The organism is Pseudomonas peradeniyensis (assembly GCF_014268935.2).
Taxonomy (GTDB): domain Bacteria; phylum Pseudomonadota; class Gammaproteobacteria; order Pseudomonadales; family Pseudomonadaceae; genus Aquipseudomonas; species Aquipseudomonas peradeniyensis.
Genome location: NZ_JABWRJ020000004.1, coordinates 231070 through 255219 on the forward strand (window position 1 = coordinate 231070; position 24150 = coordinate 255219).

2 protein-coding genes and 1 pseudogene are annotated in these 24150 nt (G+C 67.5%); all 3 read right to left on the reverse strand.

The genetic code is table 11. The features are described 5' to 3' along the window. Position 1 precedes the first annotated feature (1 nt). A pseudogene (locus tag HU751_RS26905) lies at positions 2-9673 on the reverse strand (amino acid adenylation domain-containing protein); the annotation flags it as partial. A 15-nt stretch (positions 9674-9688) separates the two neighbouring features. Next, positions 9689-20647: a non-ribosomal peptide synthetase gene (locus HU751_RS21360; RefSeq protein ID WP_217862546.1), complete on the reverse strand. Its 10959-nt coding sequence runs from the start codon at positions 20645-20647 to the stop codon at positions 9689-9691. Next, positions 20644-24048 (reverse strand): non-ribosomal peptide synthetase, encoded by a 3405-nt coding sequence (locus HU751_RS21365; protein WP_186732224.1) that lies wholly within the window; start codon positions 24046-24048, stop codon positions 20644-20646. The genes HU751_RS21360 and HU751_RS21365 overlap by 4 nt, the downstream gene beginning before the upstream one ends. Between the last annotated feature and the right edge of the window lie 102 nt (positions 24049-24150).

Consider the following 24150-nt stretch of genomic DNA (forward strand, 5'->3'; position numbering starts at 1 on the left):
CTCAGACGCCCGCCATTTCATTCATCATTCTTTCGATATCGGACAAGCCGTCGTCGCTCAACGACAGGCCGGTGGAGGCACAGGCCTGGGCAAAATCATTCAATTGCGGTTTCTCGAATAGCAGGCGCAGCGGGATGTCGATCCCCAGGCCCGAGTTGATCTTGGAAATCAGCTGGGCCGCCAGCAGCGAATGCCCGCCCAGCTCGAAGAAGTCATCCATCAGGCCCACCCGCTCGACCTCCAGCACCTCGGCCCAGAGCGCCGCCAGTTGCTGTTCCAGCTCGCTGACCGGGGCCACGTAGGCCGACTGCGCCTGGCGGGTATCGGGGGCCGGAAGCGCCTTGCGGTCGAGCTTGCCGTTGGGCAGCAGCGGCATGCGCTCGAGCAGCACCAGGTACATCGGCACCATGTAGTCCGGCAGGCTGGCGCCCAGGTGCGCCTTGAGTTCGGCGCGCAGGCCGCCGTCCTCCTCGGGCATCGCGTCGGGCACCAGGTAGGCGGCCAGCTGCTTGCCGCCCGGGCCGTCGATATCGACCACCAGCACTTCACGCACCGCCGGATGCTCGCGCAAGCGCGCCTCGATCTCGCCCAGCTCGATACGGAAGCCGCGGATCTTCACCTGGTGGTCGATGCGCCCGGCGTACTCGACCACACCCTGCTCGCGGTAGCGCGCCAGGTCGCCGGTGCGATACAGGCGAGCACCCGGCGTGGTGGCGAACGGATCGGGGATGAAACGCTCGGCAGTCAGCCCCGGGCGGTTGTGATAACCGCGTGCGAGCAGCTCGCCACCCACCAGCAGTTCGCCGATGGCCCCAGGCACGGCCAAGTCGCCGTCGGCATCCACCAGGTGGATCGAGCGGCCGGCCAGGGCCTTGCCGATCGGGATCTGCACCGGCAGGGGCTGCTCACCGGTGACATAGGCGCTGCAGTCATGGCTCATGACGCTGACGGTGGCCTCGGTCGGCCCGTAGGTGTTGAGCAGGCGCACATGGCCGAGCCCGGCCTGTTGCCAGGCCAGCACGGCGTCGGCGGCCATGGCCTCGCCACCCATGTGGATCTGGCGCAGCACGCCGTAGTCACGCGGCCCCTTGGCCGCGAAGTCCTTGGCCAGCAGGTGCCAGTAGGCGGTCGGCAGGTCGGCGAAGGTGATGCCTTGGGTCACCACTTCGCGGTAGAAGGTCTCGCTGTCCCACAGCGTCGGGCCGCGCACCACCACGCTGGCGCCGCAGATCAACGCCGGGTACAGCTGCTCGACGAAGGCGTCGAAGTTGAAGGTGGAGAACTGCAGCACCCGGTCGGCCGCCGACAGCCCGCAGAAGCCCTTGGCGACATGGGCGTGCCGGCTCAGGGCGGCGGCGCTGATGCCCACGCCCTTGGGGCGACCGGTGGAGCCGGAGGTGTACATGATGTACGCCAGGTTGTCGGGGTCGCCCTGTTCAGCCAGCGCATGGTTCGGCCAGGCATCAAGGGGTTCGCTGTCCAGGCACAGGCAGCGTACCTGCGGCGCCACCGCCAGGCCTTGCAGCTGCGCGCTGTGGCCAAGCAGCAGGACGATGCCGCTGTCCTCCATCATGTAGGCCAGGCGCTCGTGCGGGTAGTCGGGGTCCAGCGGGACATAGGCGCCACCGGCCTTGAGCACCGCCAGCAGGCCGACCACCATGTCCAGGCTGCGCGGCAGGGCGATGCCGACGCGCACGTCCGGGCCAATGCCTTCCTCGCGCAGGCGGTGGGCCAGCTGGTTGGCGCGCTGGTCCAGGGCCTGGTAGGTGAGCTGCTGCCCTTCGCAGATCAGCGCCGTGGCCTGCGGCGTGCGCGCGGCCTGGTCGGCGATCAGCTGCTGCACGGTGCGCTGGTCGGGGTAGACCGCCTCGTGTCGGCTCCACTGCTCAAGGATGTTCTGGCGCTGCGCGGCGTCCAGCAGCGGCAGCTCGACGATGCGCTGGGCCGGCTGGATGCTGACCGCCTGCAACAGGTTGAGCCAGTGCGCGGCCATGCGCTCGATGGTGGCGTGCTCGAACAGGTCGCTGACGTAGGTCAGGGTCGCGCCCAGGCCATCCGCGCTTTCGAAGGTGTCCAGGGCCAGGTCCAGGTGTGCCGTTGGATTGCCCCAGCTCAGGCCTTCGATGCTCAAGCCCGGCAACTCGCGCGCCTGATCCGAGCGCTGGGCCTGGTGGTTGAACATCACCTGGAACAGCGGGTTGTGGCTCAGGCTGCGTTCGGGCTGCAAAGCCTCGACCAGTTGCTCGAACGGCAGGTCCTGGTGGGCCTGGGCCTGCAGCGCGTTGTGCTTGACCTGCTGCAGCAGCTCGCTGAAGGTCGTGTGCAGTTCGAACTGTGCCTTGAGCACCTGGGTGTTGACGAAGAAGCCGATCAGGCCTTCGGTCTCGGCCCGGGTGCGGTTGGCGATCGGCACGCCGACGCGGATGTCGGCCTGCCCGGTCTGGCGGTGCAGCAGGCTCTGGAACGAGGCCAGCAGCAGCATGAACAGCGTCACCCCTTGCTGGCGCGCCTGGGCCTTGAGGGCCTGGACCAGCGGCGCCGGCACCTCGATGGCGAGGCTGCGTCCGGCGTGGCTCTGCACGGTGGGACGCGGGTGGTCGGTGGGCAGTTGCAGCACATAGTGCTCGCCGCCCAGCTGGGCCAGCCAGTAATCGAGCTGGCGGGCCTGCTCGCCGGCTGCCATCCACTGGCGCTGCCAGGCCGCATAGTCGGCGTACTGCACGGCCAGGGCCGGCAGCTCTGGTTGGCGGCCCTGGCTCAAGGCCAGGTAGGCGTTCACCACCTCATCGACCATGATCGGCATCGACCAGCCGTCGGCGACGATATGGTGCAGGGTCAGCACCAGCACATGCTCGTCTTCGGCCAGGCGCAGCAGGCGTACCCGCAGCAGCGGCCCCTGGGTCAGGTCGAATGGGCGCTGGATCTCGCGGGCCACGCGCTCGCGGACGGCCTCGGTGGAGGTGTCCTGCAGCGACTCCATGACCAGGGTAAAGGTCGCGGGCGCCTGGATGCGCTGCCGTGCCTCGCCCCCCTGTTGCTCGAAGGTCGTGCGCAGGCTCTCATGCCGCGTGACCAGCGCCTCGAAGGCCTGGCGCAGCGCCTCCAGGTTGATCCGGCCCTTCAGTTGCAGGGCTGCGGGGATATGGTAGGCGGCGCTTTCAGGCTCCAGCTGCCAGAGGAACCACTGGCGTTGCTGGGCGTAGGACAGCGGCAACGGTTGGCTGCGGTCCACGACAGTGAACGCCGGCGCCTGGCTGGCCGAACCTTGGCCTGCGGCCTGGGCGAAGGCCAGAAGGTCAGCGGACTCGAACAGGCTGCGCAGCGGGACTTCCAGTTCCAGGCGCTGGCGGATGCGCGAGGTCACCTGGGTGGCCAGCAGCGAGTGGCCACCGAGTTCGAAGAAGTTGTCGTGCAGGCCGACCTGCTCGACCTTCAGCACTTCGCTCCAGATCGCGGCCAGTTGCTGCTCCAGCTGCGTGCGTGGCGCCACGTAGCCTTGTTGCAGTTGGCTGGCATCCGGTTTCGGCAGCGCCTTGCGGTCCAGCTTGCCGTTGGCGGTCAGTGGCCACTGCTCCAGCACCAGGAAATGCGTCGGGACCATGTAGTCCGGCAGATTGGCTTTCAGGTGTTGTTTCAGCGTGTCGCGCAGCGCTGCGTGATCGGCGTTAGTGTCGTGTGCGATCAGGTAAGCGGCCAGTTGCTTGCCCCCTGCCCCGTCGATATCCAGCACCAGCACTTCGCGCACCGACGCATGCTCTTGCAGGCGCGCTTCGATCTCGCCCAGTTCGATACGGAAGCCACGGATCTTCACCTGATGGTCGATCCGGCCCACGTATTCGATCACGTCCTGACTGCGATAACGCGCCAGGTCGCCGGTCCGGTACAGGCGTCCGCCCTCGCTGGAGAACGGATCCGGCACGAAACGTTCGGCAGTCAGCGACGCACGGTTGTGGTAACCGCGTGCCAGGCCGGCATGGCCGACGTGCAGCTCACCTGTGCAGCCCTTGGCCACCGGGTTGAAATCGGCATCCAGCACGTACATCGACAGGTCTGGGATGGCGGCACCAATCGGGCTGCCCGGCTGTTGCGTATCGGCAAAGCCGATCGGCCGGTAGGTCACGTGGACCGTGGTCTCGGTGATGCCGTACATGTTGATGAGGTTGTCGCAGTCTTCGCCGAAGCGCTCGAACCATGGTTGCAGCGCGGCCACATCCAGGGCTTCGCCGCCGAAGATCACGTAGCGCAGCGAAAGGTCGGACGCACTGTCACAGGCCACTCGCATCAGCGGCTTGAATGCCGACGGGGTCTGGTTCAGCACGGTGACGCCCTGCTCCACCAGCAACTGATGGAAGTCTTCCGGCGAACGCGTGGTTTCACGCGGCACGATCACCAGACGACCGCCGTGCAGCAGCGCGCCGAAGATCTCCCACACCGAGAAGTCAAACGCGTACGAGTGGAACAGCGTCCACACATCCTGCGGGCCGAAGCCGAACCAGGCATCAGTGGCCTTGAACAGGCGCAGCAGGTTGTCGTGCGGCAGCAGCGTACCTTTCGGCTTGCCGGTCGAACCCGAGGTGTAGATCACATAGGCCAGGTTGTCCGGCTGAGTAACATGCTCGGGGTTTTCGTCGCTGTAGCCGGCCAGGTCGTCTTCCAGCTTCAGGCTGCGAACCTGCGCCGGCACGGGCAGATCGGCCAGCAGATGGTCTTGCGTCAGCAGCAGTTGAATACCGCTGTCTTCCATCATGTAGCTCAGGCGGTCCTGCGGGTATTCCGGATCCAGCGGCACGTAAGCGCCACCCGCCTTGAGGATCGCCAGCAGGCCAACGATCATCTCGAAGCCGCGCTCCACCGCAATACCGACCAGCACATCCGGCCCCACGCCCTGCTCGCGCAGCTTGTGAGCCAGGCGGTTGGCACGGCGGTTGAGCTGGTCGTAGCTCAGCGACTGCCCGGCGAAGGTCACGGCGATTGCCTCAGGCATGCGCGCCGCCTGCGCCTCGATCAGCACATGGGCGCACTCGGCACTTGGATAACGCTGCACATCCGCTTGCAACTCGACCAGTTCGGCCGCGTCGAGCAACGGCAACTGCGCCACGCGCTGGCCGCTGTCCTGGCAGATGCCCTGCAGCAGATTGCGCCAGTATCCGCCCAGACGCTCGGCCGTGGCCGGGTCGAACAACGCGGTGGCATAGGTCAGGATGGCGTTCAACCCGGTGCTGTGTTCGACCGTGTTGAGCACCAGGTCGAACTGTGTAGTACGGTCTTCCCAGTCCAGCCCCTCGATCCGCAGCCCGGCCAGCTCCTGGGCCATGCCGGGATTTTCCGCCTTGTGGTTGAACAACACCTGGAACAGCGGGCTGTGGCTCATGCTGCGCTCGGGCTGCAGCGCCTCGACCAGTTGCTCGAACGGCAGGTCCTGGTGCGCCTGGGCCTGCACGGCGGTCTGGCGGACCTGTTGCAGCAGCTCGGCGAAAGTGGTGCGCAGGTCGAAGCGGGCGTCGAGCACCTGGGTGTTGACGAAGAAGCCGATCAGGTCCTCGGTCTCGGCCCGGGTGCGGTTGGCCACCGGCACGCCGACGCGCACCTGCGATTGACCGCTGAGGCGGTGCAGCAGCGTCTGGAACGAAGCCAGCAGCAGCATGAACAGGGTCACGCCCTGTTGCCGCGCGGTAGCCTTGAGGGCCTCGACCAGCTCGTGCTCCAGGCGGATGTCCAGGCGTGCACCGGCGTGGCTCTGCTGCAAGGGTCGCGGACGGTCGGTCGGCAGCTCCAGCAGCGGTTGCTCGTCACCCAGCCGCCGGCGCCAGTAGTCGAGCTGGCGAGCCTGCTCGCCGGCCTCCATCCACTGGCGCTGCCAGGCCGCATAGTCGGCGTACTGGAACGCCAGGGCCGGCAGTTGCGGGGCGATGCCCTGGCAATGAGCGGCATACAGGCGCACCACTTCATCGACCATGACCGGCATCGACCAGCCATCGGCGACGATATGGTGCAGGGTCAGCACCAGCACATAGTCGTCGGCGGCCAGGCGCAGTAGGCGGGCGCGCAGCAGCGGGCCGTGCTCCAGGTCGAATGGCTGGGCGGCTTCCTCGACAATACGTGCCTGCAGGGCTTCGGCGTTGACCGTTTCGACGGCCAGGTCGAAGTCGCTGGCCGGGTGGATGCGCTGCCAGGCTTGGTCACCTTCCTGATGGAAGGTGGTGCGCAGGGTTTCATGACGGGCGATCAGCGCGGCGAAGCTGCTGCGCAGGGCCTCGATGTTCAGCTCGCCCTTCAGGCGCAGGGCCGAAGGGATGTTGTAGGCGGCGCTGTCCGGCTCCAGCTGCCAGAGGAACCACTGGCGTTGCTGGGCGTAGGACAGCGGTAGCGGCTGGTTGCGGTCCACGACAGTGAATGCCGGCGCCTGGCTGGCCGAACCTTGGCCTGCGGCCTGGGCGAAGGCCTGCAGGTCGGCGGACTCGAACAGGCTGCGCAGCGGGACTTCCAGCTCCAGGCGCTGACGGATGCGCGAGGTCACCTGGGTGGCCAGCAGCGAGTGGCCACCGAGTTCGAAGAAGTTGTCGTGCAAGCCAACCTGCTCGACCTTCAGCACTTCGCTCCAGATCGCGGCCAGTTGCTGCTCCAGCTCCGTGCGTGGCGCCACGTAGCCTTGTTGCAGCTGGCTGGCATCCGGTTTCGGCAGCGCCTTGCGGTCCAGCTTGCCATTGGCTGTCAGCGGCCACTGCTCCAGCACCAGGAAGTGGGTCGGGACCATGTAGTCCGGCAGATTGGCTTTCAGGTGCTGTTTCAGCGTATCGCGCAGAACTGCATGATCGGCGGATGGGTCTTGAGCGATCAGGTAGGCCGCCAGCTGCTTGCCCCCTGCCCCATCAATGTCCAGCACCAGCACTTCGCGCACGGCGGCGTGCTCTTGCAGACGTGCTTCGATTTCACCTAGTTCGATACGGAAGCCACGGATCTTCACCTGGTGGTCGATCCGGCCCACGTATTCGATTACTTCCTGGCCGCGATAGCGGGCCAGGTCGCCAGTGCGGTACAAACGCCCACCTTCGCTGGAGAACGGATCCGGCACGAAGCGTTCGGCGGTCAGCGAGGCACGGTTGTGATAACCACGCGCCAAGCCAGCATGGCCGACGTGCAGTTCACCCGTGCAGCCCTTGGCCACCGGATTGAAATCGGCATCCAGCACGTACATCGACAGGTCCGGGATCGCCGCACCGATCGGGCTGCCCGGCTGCTGGGTGTCGGCAAAGCCGATTGGCCGGTAGGTCACGTGGACCGTGGTCTCGGTGATGCCATACATGTTGATCAGGTTGTCGCAGTCTTCACCGAAGCGCTCGAACCATGGTTGCAGCGCCGCCACATCCAGGGCTTCACCGCCGAAGATCACGTAGCGCAGTGCCAGATCATCAGCACTGTCACAGGCCACTCGCATCAGCGGCTTGAACGCCGATGGGGTCTGGTTCAGCACGGTCACGCCCTGCTCCACCAGCAGCTGGTGGAAGTCTTCCGGCGAACGGGTCACCTCACGCGGCACGATCACCAGACGACCGCCGTGCAGCAGCGCACCGAAGATCTCCCACACCGAGAAGTCAAACGCGTACGAGTGGAACAGCGTCCACACATCCTGCGGACCAAAGCCGAACCAGGCATCGGTCGCCTTGAACAGGCGCAGCAGGTTGTGGTGCGGCAACAGCGTGCCTTTCGGCTTGCCAGTCGAGCCCGAGGTGTAGATCACGTAGGCCAGGTTGTCCGGCTGAGTCAGGTGCGCGGGGTTTTCCTCGCTGTAACCGGCCAGATCGTCTTCCAGCTTCAGGCTGCGAACCTGCGCCGGCACAGGCAGATCGGCCAGCAGATGATCTTGCGTCAGCAGCAATTGAATACCGCTGTCTTCCATCATGTAGCTCAGGCGGTCCTGCGGGTACTCCGGATCCAGCGGCACGTAAGCACCACCCGCCTTGAGGATCGCCAGCAGGCCAACGATCATCTCGAACCCGCGCTCCACGGCGATGCCCACCAGCACATCCGGCCCCACGCCCTGCTCGCGCAGCTTGTGGGCCAGACGGTTGGCGCGGCGGTTAAGCTGATCGTAGCTCAACGCCTGCCCGGCGAAAGTCACGGCAATTGCTTCAGGTGTACGCGCCGCCTGCGCCTCGATCAGCTCATGGGCGCACAGCGTGCTTGGGTAGCGCTGCACTTCGGTTTTCCACTCGCCCTGCTCAGCCGTATCGAGCAACGGCAATTGCGCCACACGCTGCGCGTGGTCCTGGCAGATGCTCTGCAACAGGTTGCGCCAATGCCGGCCGATGCGCTCGACCGTGGCCGGGTCGAATAGCGAGGTGGCGTAGGTCAGTGCCGCGATCAGCCCGCCGTCCTTCTCGGCGGTGTTGAGGATCAGGTCGAACTGGGTGGTCTGCCCTTCCCAGCTCAAGCCCTCGACCTGCAGCTCACCCAGCTGACGGGCCATGCCCGGGCTTTCGGCCTGATGGTTGAACAGCACCTGGAACAGCGGGTTGTGGCTCATGCTGCGCTCAGGCTGCAGCGCCTCGACCAGTTGCTCGAACGGCAGGTCCTGGTGCGCCTGGGCCTGCAGCGCGGCCTCGCGGACCTGCTGCAGCAACGCGGTGAAGGTAGTCTGCGGCGCGAACTCGGCCTTGAGCACCTGGGTGTTGACGAAGAAACCGATCAGCCCCTGGGTTTCGGCCCGGGCACGGTTGGCCACCGGCACGCCGACACGGATATCGGCCTGGCCGCTGTAGCGGTGCAACAGCGTCTGGAACGACGCCAGCAACAGCATGAACAGGGTCACCCCCTGCTGGCGCGCCAAGGCCTTGAGTGCCTGGGCCAGGGAAGCATCGATATCGATGGCCAGGCGCGCGCCGTGGAAGTTCTGCACCGACGGTCGCGGACGGTCGACGGGCAGTTCCAGCAGCGGTTGCTCGCCGGCCAGTTGCTGGCGCCAGTAACCGAGCTGACGCTCCTGCTCGCCCGCCTCCATCCAGTCGCGCTGCCACAGCGCGTAGTCGGCATACTGGATCGGCAGCTCGGCCAGGGTCACCGGCGAGCCCTGACGCAAGCCTTGGTAAAGACGGATCAGCTCGTCCACCAGGATCGGCGTGGACCAGCCATCGGAGACGATATGGTGCACGGTGAGGATCAGCACATGCTCATCAGGCCCCAGCACCAGCAGCCTGACCCGCAGCAGCGGGCCCTGTTGCAGGTCGAAGGGTTGCTGCACCTCGGCTTCCACCCGCGCGCGGATGGCCGCTTCCAGATTCGCCGGATCGGCAACCGCGAACGGCTCCACCGCCAATGCCAATGACATCGGCGGATGGACGATCTGCACCGCGCCGTCACCCTCCTGGCGGAAGGTGGTGCGCAGGGTCTCGTGGCGCGCCACCAGGCTGTCGAAGCTGCGCTGCAACGCCTCGATATCCAGTGTGCCCTTGAGTCGCAGCGCCGCCGGAATGTTGTAGGCGGCGCTGTGCGGATCGAGCTGCCAGAGGAACCACTGGCGCTGCTGTGCGTATGAAAGCGCTGCCCCGTCCGCAGATTCCCTTCTGAAGATCGGGGTGACCCCGTAGAGGTTGACACCCTGGCGCTTGAGCAAGGCTGCCAATGCCTTGCGCTCCCTGGTGGACAGCGACTTTACGGAGTCGAGCAGCTCTTGCACTTTGAATGTCTCCCGCTAAGCGATCAGATTATCTATTTCCTGTGCAGTAAGACGTTTCAAGGCCTCCAGGGATTTAGTCAGTTCGTCATGGGCGTTGGCGACCTGCCCCGACTTGCGCTCGACCACCTGGCTGAAATCGGCCAGGGTGGCCTGCTCGAACAGCTCGTTCAGGCTCAGGTCGACGCCCAGTTGCTCACGCACCCGGCCGATCACCTGGACAATCAGCAGCGAGTGCCCACCCAGGTCGAAGAAATTGTCCTGCAGGCCCACCCGCTCGACGTGCAGCACCTCGGCCCAGATCGCCGCCAGCTTGCGCTCCAGCTCCGTGACCGGCACCACATGGGCCAGCTGCAGCTGGCTGGCATCCGGCAGCGGCAGGGCCTTGCGGTCCAGCTTGCCGTTGGGGGTCTGCGGCATGCGCGCCAGGCCCACCAGGTGGCTCGGCACCATGTAGTCCGGCAGCCCGGCCTTCAGGTGCGCGCGCAGCTCGCCGCGCAGCGCTTCCACGCCTTGCTGCGCGTCGTGCAGCACCAGGTAGGCCGCCAGCTGCTTGCCGGCCGGGCCGTCGATATCGATCACCGCGGCCTCGCGGATCGCCGGATGCAGCAGCAGGCGCTCCTCGATTTCGCCCAGCTCGATACGGAAGCCACGGATCTTCACCTGATGGTCCAGGCGCCCGACATACTCGATCACGCCGTCATCGCGGTAGCGGGTCAGGTCGCCGGTGCGGTACAGGCGCGCGCCCGGCTCGCTGGCGAACGGATCCGGCACGAAACGCTCGGCGGTCAGGCCCGGACGCTTGTGGTAGCCGCGCGCCAGGCCATCGCCGCCGATCAGCAGCTCGCCGCGCGCACCTTGCGGCAACAGGTCCAGCTCGGCGCCGAGCACATGCAGGCGGGTGTTGGCCAGCGGACGGCCCAGCCACACGTCGTCGCTGGCGGTCAGGTAGTGGCAGGCCGACCAGATGGTGGTCTCGGTCGGGCCGTAGACGTTCCACACATGCCCGGCCTGGGCAATCAGGCGCTGGGCCAGCTCGGCGCTCAGCGCCTCGCCGCCGCACAGCACCTTCTTGCCGGCGAAGGCCCCGGGCGTGGCGGCATCCAGCAGCATGCGCCAGGTCGATGGCGTGGCCTGGACGACACTGACCGCCTGGGTCTGGATCACCGCCAGCAAGGCCTGCGGGTCCTTGTTCACCTGCTCGCCCAGCACCACCACGCTGGCGCCGCACAGCAACGGCAGGTACAGCTCAAGCCCGGCGATGTCGAACGACAGCGAGGTCAGCGACAGCACCTTGTCCGAGGCGTCGATGCCCGGCTGGCGGGCCATGCTGCACAGGAAGTTGACCAGCGCGTCGTGGCGGATGGTCACGCCCTTGGGCTTGCCGGTGGAGCCGGAGGTGTAGATCACGTAGGCGAGGTTTTCCGGATGCGCCAGCTGGCGCGGATTGTCCTCGCTGCACTCGACCGGCAGCGGCTGGTCCAGGCACAGGCTGTGCACCTGCGGCGGAATCGGCAGGCGCTGCAGCAGGCTGGCCTGGGTCAGCAGCAGCGCGATGCCGCTGTCCTCCATCATGTAGGCCAGGCGGTCCTCGGGGAACTGCGGGTCCAGCGGCACATAGGCGCCGCCGGCCTTGAGCACCGCCAGCAGGCCGACCAGCATTTCCAGGCTGCGCTCCACGGCGATGCCCACCAGCACATCGGGGCCGACGCCCAGGCTGCGCAGGTGATGGGCCAGGGCATTGGCGCGACGGTTCAGTTGCTCGTAGCTCAGCGACTGCTCGCCCAGCACCGCGGCGATGGCCTGCGGCGTGCGCGCGGCCTGCTCTTCGATCAATTGCTGGACGGTCTGCCCACGTGGATAGTCGGTGGCGCTGTCATTCCAGGCGTGCAGGGTGCGCTCGCGCTCCTCGCGCCTCAGCAGCGGCAAGTCGGCAACCCGCTGAGCCGCGTCCTGGCAGATGCCCTGCAACAGGTTGCGCCAGTGCTCGGCCATGCGCGCCACGCTGGCGGCCTCGAACAGGCTGGTGGCGTAGGTCAGGGTCGCGCTCAGGCCACCTTCATGCTCGGCGGTGTCCAGGGTCAGGTCGAACTGCGCGGTCTGCTTGTCCGAGACCAGCCCCTGCAGGCTGAGGCCCGCCAGCTCACGGGATTCGCCCAGCACCTGGGTCTGGTGGTTGAACATCACCTGGAACAGCGGGCTGTGGCTCAGGCTGCGCTCCGGCTGCAGGGCCTCGACCAGTTGCTCGAAGGGCAGCTCCTGATGCGCCTGGGCGCCCAGGGCGGTGTGCTTGACCTGTTGCAGCAGTTCGTCGAAGCGCAGTTGCGGCTGGAAGCGGGCATCCAGTACCTGGGTGTTGACGAAGAAGCCGATCAGCCCTTCGGTCTCGGCCCGGGTGCGGTTGGCCACCGGCACGCCGACGCGGATGTCGGCCTGACCGGAATGGCGATGCAGCAAGGCCTGGAACGACGCCAGCAGGAGCATGAACAGGGTCACGTCCTGTTGCCCGGCCAACGACTTGAGCTGGGCAACCAGGCCCGGCTCCAGGCTCACCTGCAGGCGGGCACCGTCGTATTGCTGCACGGCCGGACGCGGACGGTCAGTGGCCAGTTCGAGGATCGGCTGGGTGCTGCCCAGGCGCGCTTGCCAGTAGTCCAACTGGCGCTGTTGCTCGCCGGCCTCCATCCACTGGCGCTGCCAGGCGGCGTAGTCGGCGTACTGGAACGCCAGGGCCGGCAGCTGCGGGGCCTGGCCGTGCAGATGGCTTTCATAGCCGCGCACCAGTTCGTCGACCATGATCGGCATCGACCAGCCATCGGCGACGATATGGTGCAGGGTCAGCACCAGCACGTGGTCGTCGGCGGCCAGGCGCAGCAGGCGGGCGCGCAGCAGCGGGCCGTGCTCGAGGTTGAACGGCTCGCGCACCTGGGCCTCGACCCAGGCCTGCAGCGCCGTTTCATCCAGGGCAGCCGACGCGACCTGCAGCGGTACATCGAGCGTCGGGTGAACCACCTGCTCGGCGCTGTCGCCCTGCTGCCTGAAGGTGGTGCGCAGGGTTTCGTGGCGGGCGATCAGCGCGGCGAAGCTGCTACGCAGTGCCTCGATGTTCAGCTCGCCCTTCAGGCGCAAGGCCGATGGGATGTTGTAGGCGGCGCTGTCCGGCTCCAGCTGCCAGAGGAACCACTGGCGTTGCTGGGCATAGGACAGCGGCAGCGGCTGGCTGCGATCTACCACGCTGAAGGCCGGTGCTTGGCTGGCAGAGCCTTGACCGGTGGCCTGGGCGAAGGCCTGCAGGTCGGCGGACTCGAACAGGCTGCGCAGTGGGACTTCCAGCTCCAGGCGCTGGCGGATGCGCGAGGTCACCTGGGTGGCCAGCAACGAGTGGCCACCGAGCTCGAAGAAGTTGTCGTGCAGGCCAACCTGCTCGACTTTCAGCACTTCGCTCCAGATCGCGGCCAGCTGTTGTTCCAGCGCCGTACGCGGGGCCACGTAGCCCTGTTGCAGCTGACTGGCATCCGGTTTCGGCAGAGCCTTGCGGTCCAGCTTGCCGTTGGCCGTCAGCGGCCACTGGTCCAATACCAGGAAGTGGGTCGGGACCATGTAGTCCGGCAAGTTGGCTTTCAGGTGCTGTCTCAGCGTGTCACGCAGCGCTGCGTGGTCTGCATTTTCGTCTTGGGCGATCAGGTAGGCCGCCAGTTGCTTGCCCCCTGCCCCGTCGATATCCAGCACCAGCACTTCGCGCACGGCAGAGTGCTCTTGCAGACGTGCTTCGATTTCGCCCAGCTCGATACGGAAGCCACGGATCTTCACCTGATGGTCGATCCGGCCCACGTACTCGATCACCTCCTGGCCGCGATAACGCGCCAGGTCGCCGGTGCGGTACAGGCGTCCGCCTTCGCTGGAGAACGGATCCGGCACGAAACGTTCGGCCGTCAGCGAGGCACGGTTGTGGTAACCGCGCGCCAGGCCGGCATGACCGACGTGCAGCTCGCCCGTGCAACCCTTGGCCACCGGGTTGAAATCGGCATCCAGTACATACATCGACAGGTCCGGAATCGCCGCACCGATCGGGCTGCCCGGCTGCTGCGTGTCGGCGAAGCGGATCGGCCGGTAGGTCACGTGGACCGTGGTCTCGGTGATGCCGTACATGTTGATGAGGTTGTCGCAGTCTTCGCCGAAGCGCTCGAACCACGGTTGCAGCGCGGCCACATCCAGGGCTTCGCCGCCGAAGATCACGTAGCGCAGCGAAAGGTCGGACGCACTGTCACAGGCCACTCGCATCAGCGGCTTGAATGCCGACGGGGTCTGGTTCAGCACGGTGATGCCCTGCTCCACCAGCAACTGATGGAAGTCTTCCGGCGAACGCGTGGTTTCACGCGGCACGATCACCAGACGACCGCCGTGCAGCAGCGCGCCGAAGATCTCCCACACCGAGAAGTCGAAGGCGTACGAGTGGAACAGCGTCCATACATCCTGCGGGCCAAAGCCGAACCAGGCATCGGTCGCCTTGAACAGGCGCAGCAGGTTGTGGTGCGGCAGCAGCGTGCCTTTCGGCTTGCCGGTAGAGCCCGAGGTGTAGATCACGTAAGCCAGGTTGTCCGGCTGAGTCAGGTGCGCGGGATTTTCGTCGCTGTAGCCGGCCAGATCGTCTTCCAGCTTCAGGCTGCGAACCTGCGCCGGCACGGGCAGGTCGGCCAGCAGATGACCTTGAGTCAGCAGCAGTTGAATACCGCTGTCTTCCATCATGTAGCTCAGGCGGTCCTGCGGGTACTCCGGATCCAGCGGCACGTAAGCGCCACCCGCCTTGAGGATCGCCAGCAGGCCAACGATCATCTCGAACCCGCGCTCCACCGCGATGCCCACCAGCACATCCGGCCCCACGCCCTGCTCGCGCAGCTTGTGCGCCAGGCGGTTGGCGCGGCGGTTGAGCTGGTCGTAGCTCAGCGACTGCCCGGCGAAGGTCACAGCGATTGCACTAGGCGTACTTGCCGCCTGCGCCTCGATCAGCTCATGAGTGCAAGCCGTGCTCGGATAGCTGGCCACCTCCTGCAGGTCTTCCACCGGCAGGCTAAGCGCACCCAGTGCACGCTCACCGTCAGCCGCCAACTGCGCAAGCAGGTGCTGGAAGTGCCCCGCCAACTGGTCGATGGCCTGTTCGCTGAAGCACTGGCGATCAAAGCTGAAACCTGCCTCCAGGCGCTCACCCACTTGCACCACCAGGGTCAGCGGGTAGTTGGTCTGCTCCTGGTTGAGCACCTCGCCGAACTGCAGCCCCTGCGGCGCGCCCTGTTGCAGCGCCTCGGCGACCGGGTAGTTCTCGAAGACCAGAATGTTGTCGAACAGCGCCTCGCCGCTCCAGCCGGCCCAGCGCTGGATCTCGTACAGCGGCGTGTGTTCGTGTTCGCGCAAGGCCAGGTTCAGCGCCTGGACCTGCTGCACCCAGTCGCCCACGGTCTGTTCCGGGCGCGGGCTGGCGACCACCGGCAAGGTGTTGATGAACAGCCCCAGTTGCTCCTCGACGCCCGGCAATTCGGCCGGACGACCGGCCACGGTGGCACCGAAGGTCACGCTGGCCTGGCCGGTGTAGCGCTGCAACAGCAGCAGCCAGGCGGCCTGGACCAGGGTGTTGAGGGTGACGCGCTGGTCCCGGGCGAAGTCCGCCAGCTGGCGGGTCTGCTGCGCCTCGAAACGCAACGCCAGGCCGCCATGGCCCTGCCCCTGGGCCTGGCCCGAAGACTTGAACGCCTGGACCAACCGGGTCGGCTCTTGCAGCTCGGCCACCTGCCCGCGCCAGAAGGTTTCGCTGGCCTGCTGGTCCTGGCCTTGCAGCCACTGGATATAGTCGCGGTAACGGCTGGTCTTGGCGCTCGGCGTCACGCCGCTGTAGCGCTGCAGCACCTCGCCCAGTAGGCGAGAGCTGCTCCAGCCGTCCATCAGGATGTGATGGCTGGTGTAGATCAGGTGATGGCTGTCATCACCCGTGCGGATCAGCGTCAGGCGCAGCAGCGGGCCGCTGGCCAGGTCGAAACCGGCCTGGCGTTCGGCCTGGGCCACGGCATCCGCATCCTGGGGCTGGTCGAGCTCGACGAAAGGCACCTGTACCTGACGGCGTACCACCTGCACCGGTGCCGGCAGATCCTGCGGGAAGCAGCTGCGCAGCACTTCGTGGTTGTCCACCACCGCCTGCCAGGCCGCCCGGAAACGCGCCATGTCCAGCCCGCGCACATCCACGCGCAGCTGGTTGATGTAGTTGCCCGCCGCCTGCTCGTAGAGGCTGTGGAACAGCATGCCCTGCTGCATCGGCGACAGCGGATAGAGATCTTCGATCTCCCCGGCCGCCAGCGGCAGGCCGTCCAGTTGCGCCTGGGTCAGCTCGGCCAGCGGGAAGTCCGATGGGGTGACGCCCTGGTGCGGCGCCTGGGCGCAGTGCTCGACCAGCTCGGTGAGCACCTGCTCGTAGCGGCGCGCCAGGGCTTCGATGGTTTCGGGGTGGAACACCTCGCGGCTGAAGCTCCAGTCCAGCTCCAGCTCGCCCTGGTAGACCTGCCCGGTGATGCCGAGCCAGTTGCCCAGCGGGCTGTCCAGGTCCTGGGTGGCGCCGCTGCCCTCGCTGGCCGGGGTGAACAAGGCACCCTCGGCCTCGGCGAAACTGCCGTCGAACTGGCCCAGGTAGTTGAAGGTCACCCGCGGCTGCGGCAATGCCGCCAGGCGCGCGCGCAGGTCGGGCTCGCCGAGGTAGCGCAGCACGCCGTAGCCGATGCCTTTGTTCGGCACCGCACGCAGTTGCTCCTTGATCGCGCACAGCCCCGCGCACAGCCCATGGGCCGGCGTCAGGCGCACCGGGAACAGGCTGCTGAACCAACCCAGGGTGCGGCTGAGGTCCAGTTCCGGGAACAGGTCCTCGCGGCCATGGCCTTCGAGCTGGATCAGTACCGATTCCTCTTCGGTCCAGTCGCACAGCACCCGCGCCAGGGCCGCCAGCAGCAGATCGTTGACCTGGGTGCGGTAGGCGGCGGGCGCCACTTGCAGCAGTTTGCGGGTCAGCGCGGTGTCCAGGCGCGACGAGGCATGGGCGACGTGACGGTTGGTCTGGGCGCCCGCCGGATTGTCCCGTGGCAATTCATCGCCAGCAGCTGCGAGGCCGTCCAGCCAGTAGTCGGCCTCAGACAGCAGTTCAGGGCTGCGGGCATGGGTGCCAAGGCGCTCGGCCCAGGCCTTGAGCGAACTGCTCTTGGCCGCCAGCGTCAGCGGTTTGTCCGCGGCCAGGGCCGTGTAGGCCAGTTGCAGATCTTCCAGCAGCACCCGCCAGGACACCCCGTCGACCACCAGGTGGTGGATCACCAGCAGCAAACGCTGCTGGCCTTCGGGCAGGTCGACCAGCAACGCCCGCAGCAGCGGCCCCTTGGCCAGGTCGAGGCTGCGCTGGGCCTGCTCGGCCAGGGCCGGTAGCTCAGCCACATCATTCAACGCGCGAACCCAAAGAATGTCCTCGGCCTTGCCGGCCTGGAACTCGGCCTGCCAGGTATCGCGCTGGGTGAAGCGCAGGCGCAGGGCGTCGTGCTGGTCGACCAGCGCCTGCAGCGCGCCCGTCAGGCAGTCGACGCGCAGCGCCTGGGTCGGCTTGAGCAGCAGCGCCTGGTTCCAGTGCTGGCGCTCGGGGATAGCGGTTTCGAAGAAACGCGCCTGGATCGGCAGCAACGCCAGCGTGCCGCTGACCTGCTCGACCGCCGCGGCCTTTTTCTCGATGCGCTTGGCCACCGCCGCCAGCTGGCCGATGGTCTGTTTCTCGAACAGCTGCTTGGGGCTGAGCTTGATGCCCTGGCGCTTGGCCCGGGCAATGATCTGCAGACTGAGGATCGAGTCGCCGCCCAGTTCGAAGAAGTTATCGGTGCTGCCGACCTGGTCGAGCTTGAGCACCTCGGCCCAGATCGCCGCCAGGGCCTGCTCGATCTCGCCGACCGGCGCGGTGTACTGGCGCCGGGCGACACCCGGTGCCGGCAGGGCGCGCTTGTCGAGCTTGCCGTTGGCGGTCAGCGGCAGGCGCTCCAGGACCAGGATCTGCGCCGGCACCATGTAGTCCGGCAGGCGGTCCTGCAGTTGCTGGCGCAAGGCTTCACCCTGCAGCCCCTGCCCCACGCACCAGCCCACCAGTTGCAGGCGGCTCTCGTCGCCGTCCACCGGCTGGGCCAGGACCACCGCTTCGGCGACCCCGTCCAGCCCCAGCAGCACCCGCGCCACTTCGGCCGGCTCAACGCGATAACCGCGCACCTTGACCTGATCGTCGGCGCGGCCGATGAATTCCACCTGGCCCGAACGGTTGCGCCGCACGCGGTCGCCGCTGCGGTACAGGCGCTGGCCCGGCTGCGTTGGGTCCGGCACGAAGCGTTCGGCGGTCAGGCCCGGCTGGCCGAGGTAACCCTGGGCCACGCTGGCACCGCCGATATACAGCTCGCCCGCGACCTGGTCGGCCACCGGGTTGAGCACATCGTCGAGCAGCAGCACATGGGCGCCCGGCAGGGCCGTGCCCACTGGCACGGCACGGGCCTCGGCGGCCAGGGTCGAGACCTCATGGGTCAGCACGCCGACCGTGGTCTCGCTCGGGCCATAGTGGTTGATCAGGCGGCAGCCCGGCTTGAGCCGGCGCACCTGCTCCACCAGGGCTGGCGTGCAGGCCTCGCCACCGACGATCAGCGCCTGCTCGGGCAGCACATCAGCGGGGTTGCCGGCCTGTAGCAGCGCCGCCAGGTGGCCAGGGACGATCTTCAGCACACCGACCCGGTGTTCGGCCATGTAGCGGGCGAAGGCGTCCGGGTCGAAGCCCAGCGCCTCGGGCAGCACATGCAGCAGGCGCCCGGCGCACAAGGCGCCGAACAGCACGGTGTGGCCCAGGTCGGCGGCGATGGTCGAGACCAGCGCCATGCTCGCCTCCGGCGCCGGCGCCAGACGCTCGAGCAGGCCGGCGACGTAGCTGGCCAGGGCGCCATGGCTGACCAGCACGCCCTTGGGCTGGCCGGTGGAGCCGGAGGTGTGGATCACATAGGCCGGCGATTCGGCCCACAGGGTGATGGCCGGTGCGCTGGCCGGCAGGTCCTGCCACTGCGCTGGCACGTAGGCCAGCGCCTGACGCTCGGCGCTGGCCAGGCTGGTCAGTCGCGCATCACCGGCGGCGCACAACAGCACCTTGGCCTGCGCCGCCTCGAGCATCTGCCGCAGACGCGCTTTAGGCGCCTTGGTATCCAGCGGCATGTACACGGCGCCGGCCTTGAGAATGCCGAGCATGCCGGTCAGCCAGTCCAGCGAACGCTCCATCAGCACCGCGACCGGCTGTCCACGGGTCACACCCTGACGTTGCAGGTGGTGAGCCAGGCGGTTGGCGGCCTGATCGAGGGCGGCGAAACTCAGGCTGTGCTCCAGGCTGCGGGCGGCGAGCGCCTCGGGCTGGCGTTGCACCTGCTGCTGCCACTGTTCCAGCACCAGTGCCGGCGCCTCGCGCTCCGGCACCTGCCCGACACGCAGCGGCGCGGCCAGGCGGTGCAGCGGCAGTTGCGGCGCGTCGAGCAACTGACCCAGCAACTCGATGAACGCCGGAATGAACGCCTCCACCGTGGAACGCTGGTAGAGGTCGCTGGCGAAGGTTATCTCGCCATGGATCAGTTGGCCGTCGTCGGTGATGTCCAGCGCCAGGTCGAAGTGGGTGCCGACCTTGTCCAGCGGGTACTCGGCGACGCTCAGGCCCGGCAGGGCCAGCGAGCGCTGGCGCTGCATGCCGACGTTCTGGTTGAACTTGACCTGGAACAGCGGGTTGTGACCCAGGTTGCGCTCCGGCACCAGTGCGTCCACCAGTTGCTCGAACGGTAGCTCCTGGTGCGCCTGGGCGCCGAGCACCGCCTCGCGCACCTGGGCCAGCAGGTCGTCGAAGCTCAGGCGCTCGTCCACCTGGCAGCGCAGCACCTGGGTATTGACGAAGAAGCCGATCAGCCCCTCGACCTCGGCGCGGCCACGGTTGGCGTTGGGCACGCCGATGCGGATATCGCGCTGCCCGGCCTGGCGCGAGAGGAACAGCGAGAAGCCCGCCAGCACCAGCATGAACAGGGTCATGCCCTGGGCGCGGGCGTAGCCGCCCAGGCGTCGGGACAGCTCGGCGCCGAAGTCGAAGCCCAGGGTCTGGCCGTCGAAGCTCTGGGTCAGCGGGCGGGCAAAATCAGCGGCCACCTCCAGCAGCGGCTGCTCCTGGCCCAGCTGCTGGCGCCAGTAGTCGAGCTGGCGTTCGCCCTCCCCGGCCTCCAGCCAGCTGCGCTGCCAGATCGCATAGTCGGCGTACTGCACCTCCAGCGCCGGCAACTGCGGCGCCTGGCCCTGGCTGAAGGCCTGGTAGCTGTGCACGAACTCCTTGACCATCACATCCATCGACCAGCCATCGGAGACGATGTGGTGCATGCTCACCAGCAGCACATAGTCCTCGGCCGCCAGCCGGTACAGGCTGGCGCGCAGCAGCGGCCCGTGCAGCAGGTCAAAGGGTTGGTGGCTGGCCTCGCGCACCTGCGCGGCCAGCTCGGCCTCGCGCCGCTCGCTGGCGACAGAGGTGAGATCGACCTGTTCCAACGGCACGGCCTGGGTTTCGAGGATCACCTGGCGCGGCTGTTCGCCATCGACCTGGAACACCGTGCGCAGCGCCTCGTGGCGCGCCACCAGGTGCTCGAACGAGCACTGCAGGGCCGCCACGTCGAGCCGGCCGCTAAGGCGCAGGCCGGCCGCCATGTTGTAGGCCGCGCTGTGCGGCTCCAGCTGCCAGAGGAACAGCAGGCGCTGCTGGGCGAAGGACAGGGGGATGCTGGCGAAGTCGTGACGCGACTCGACCACCGGCAACAGGCTGAAGTCCTTGCCGTCCTCGCGCAGCTTGGCGAGGAACTGCCGACGCTGCTCCAGGGGCAGGCTGACGAACCGTTTCGCAATGCGTACCGCCATGTTGCCACTCATGCCTCAACCCCTTCCAACGAACTCATGAACGCATCCATATCCGACCAGTCGTCATCCTTATCGCCGCCCTCCAGGCGGCCCAGCTCGGCGGCCAGATCGCCCAGCGCCGGGTGTTCGAACAGGCTGCGCAGCGGCAGCACCAGGCCCAGCTGGTCCTTGATCCGCGCCAGCACCTGGGCGGCCAGCAACGAATGCCCGCCCAGCTCGAAGAAGTGATCGTCCAGGCCGACCTTGGCCACGCCCAGCACCTGCATCCAGATCTGCGCCAGCTGCTGCTCGGTGGCGCTCTGCGGCGCCCGATACTCAGCCTGTAGTGCACTGGGGTCCGGCGCCGGCAGGGCCTTGCGGTCCAGCTTGCCGCTGGGCGTCAGGGGCAGGCGCGGCAACAGCAACAGGTGGCCGGGCACCATGTATTCGGGCAGGCGCGCCTTGAGCAGGCTGCGCACCTGCTGGCGGAAACGCGCCTGTTCGGCGGCATCCTGTTCGGCGGCGTCGGGCACCACATAGGCCACCAGTTGCAGGCCGCCGGTCATCGGCAGGGCCAGCACCACCGCCTCACGCACGCCCGGGCACTGCTGCAGGCGCGCCTCGATCTCGCCAAGTTCGATGCGGAAGCCCCGCACCTTGACCTGATGATCGACCCGGCCGATGTACTCGATGGCGCCGTCAGCGCCCAGGCGCGCACGGTCGCCGGTGCGGTACAGGCGCTCGCCATCGGCGAACGGGTCGGCGACGAAGCGCTGGGCGCTCAGCGCCGGCTGGCCATGGTAGCCGCGGGCCAGGCCCGGGCCGCCGATGTACAGCTCGCCCACGGCGCCCTGCGGCAGCAGTTCGAGGTCATCATCGAGGATGTACAGCCGGCGCTGCGCCAGGCCCTGGCCGATGGGGATGCCGCGCCAGGACACGGCCTCGTGGCCGAGCCCGGTGCAGTCGTGGATGGTCGAGACCACCGTAGCCTCGGTCGGGCCATAGGTGTTGAGCAGGCGTACATGGCCCAGCCCGGCCAGTTGCCACAGGCGCAGGCCGTCCACCGCCATCGCCTCGCCGCCGACGTGGATCTGCCGCAGCGCGCCGTAGCTGGCCGGAGGACGCGCCGCGAAGTCCTGCACCAGCCAGTACCAGTAGGCGGCCGGCAGGTCGGCCAGGGTCACGCCGTGGGTGATCAGTACCTCGTGCAGGGCGGCGCTGTCCCACAGGCGGGTATCGCGCAGTACCACACAGGCGCCATGGCACAGCGGCGGGAAGAACTGCTCGACGAAACCGTCGAAGCTGCTGGTGGCGAACTGCAGGACGCGGTCGCCTTCGCGCAGGTCGCTGTAGTCAATGGCGCGAGCGATGAACTCACTCAGGGCGCCGTGACTGATGGCCACGCCCTTGGGCCGGCCGGTGGAGCCGGAGGTGTAGATCACATAGGCCAGGTTGTCGTGCGTGACGGTCAGCGCCAGGTCGTCCGCCGACTCATCGTCCAGCGCCAGCTGATCCAGGCACAGGCAGCGCAGCCCATCCTGCGCCGGCAGGCCGGGCAACTGGGTGGTGGTGGTCAGCAGCCATTGCAGGCCGCTGTCCTCGAAGACATGGCCCAGGCGTTCAGCCGGGGCCTGCAGGTCCAGCGGCACATAGGCGCCGCCGGCCTTGAGCACGGCCAGCAGGGCCACGGCCAGGTCCAGCGAGCGATCCAGGGCCACGCCCACCAGCACATCTGGGCCGACGCCCTGGCGGCGCAGGTGATGGGCCAGGCGATTGCTGCGGACATTGAGTTCGGCGTAACTCATCGACGGCGCCGCGGCACCGTCGGCCAGGATCAGCGCCAATGCCTCGCCGCTGCGGGCGGCCCGGGCTTCGAACAGGCGCTGCACCGGCACCAGCGGCGGCACCTCGGGCACCGGACACAGCAGCGCCTGGCGCTCGGCCTCGGCCAGCAGCGGCAACTCGCCCAGGCGCTGGCGCGGCGCCTGGCAGACCGCGCGCAGCAGGTTGCGCCAGTGCCCGGCCAGGGCGGTGATGGTGGCTTCGTCGAAGAGGTCGGTGGCATAGGTGAAGGCGGCGAACAGTTGTTCGCCCTCCTCCCGGGTATCGAGCATCAGGTCGCTGGTGGCGGCATGCTGGCGACGGCTGCCGGCCAGCTGCTCGGCGCTCAGGTAGCCCACGCGCAGGCCGCAGTCCAGACGCACGTCATTGAGGTCGGTGACCAGCGGCTGGTGATTGAACATCACCTGGAACAACGGCGTATGGCTCTGGCTGCGCTGGGGCTGCAGGGCCTCGATCAGCGCGTCGAACGGCAGGTCCTGGTGCGCCTGGGCGCCGACCGAGGCCTGGTGCAGGCTGCGCAGCAGGTCGCTGAACGGCGTCTGCGCGGTGAACTGGCTGCGCAGCACCTGGGTATTGACGAAGAAGCCGACCAGCCCTTCGGTCTCGCTGCGGTTGCGGTTGGCGATCAGGCCGCCGACACGGATGTCGGTCTGCCCGCTGTAGCGGTACAGCAGGGTCTTGAACACGGCCAGCAGCACCGTGGACAGGGTCACGCCGTGCTGCTGGGCCAGCTGCTTCAGGTCCTCGCGCAGGCCCGCGTCGAGCGTCAGCTCCAGGCGCTCGCCGAGATGGCTGGGCTGGGCCGGGTACGGCCGGTCGGTCGGCAGCTCAAGCAACGGGTGCTCGTCACCCAGCTGCTCGCGCCAGTAGCCCAGCTGACGCTCGCGCTCGCCGGCCTCCAGCCAGCTGCGCTGCCACAGCGCATAGTCGCGATAATGCACCTTGAGCTCCGCCAACTGCGGCTCGCGCCCCGCCACCAGGGCGTCGTAGCTGCGCATGAATTCATCGATCAAGATGTTCATCGACCAGCCGTCGGCGATGATGTGGTGCAGGGTCAGCAGCAACACGTGCTCCTGGGGCGCCAGGCGCAACAGGGCGATGCCGAAAAGCGGCCCGCGCTCAAGATCGAAGGCCTGGGTGGCCTGGGCCGCCATCTGCTGGTGCGCGCGTTCCCAGCGCGTGGTTTCAGGCAGGTCGGCAAGGTCGAACAGCTGGATGCTCACCGGCGCAGGCTCCGCCACCCGCTGCAACGCCCGCTCGCCGTCCTGGGCGAAGGTGGTGCGCAGGCATTCGTGGCGGGCGACCAGCAGGCTGAACGCCCGCTCCAGCGCCTCGACCTGCAGCTCGCCGTCGAGGCGCACGGCCATCGGCAGGTTGTAGGCAGCACTGTGGGGTTCCAGCTGCCAGAGGAACCACATGCGCTGCTGGGCGTAGGACAGGCCGTCGCGCTCGCTCAGGCCAACACAGGACGACATGGGCAGTTGCGCGAAATCGATGCCCTCGCGTCGCATCCCTTCGAGGAACAAGCGGCGCTTGTCCAGGGGCAACTCGATGAAACGACGGGAAAGTTTCTGGGCGTCTGCGGCATTCATGTGTGAGGTCCTTGCTGATCGGCGGCGCGACCGGAAGGTCCGGGCGCATCAACAAGAACGAATGGGCGGGGGGATGATTTAGCGGCAGGCGCTCGGCGCGGG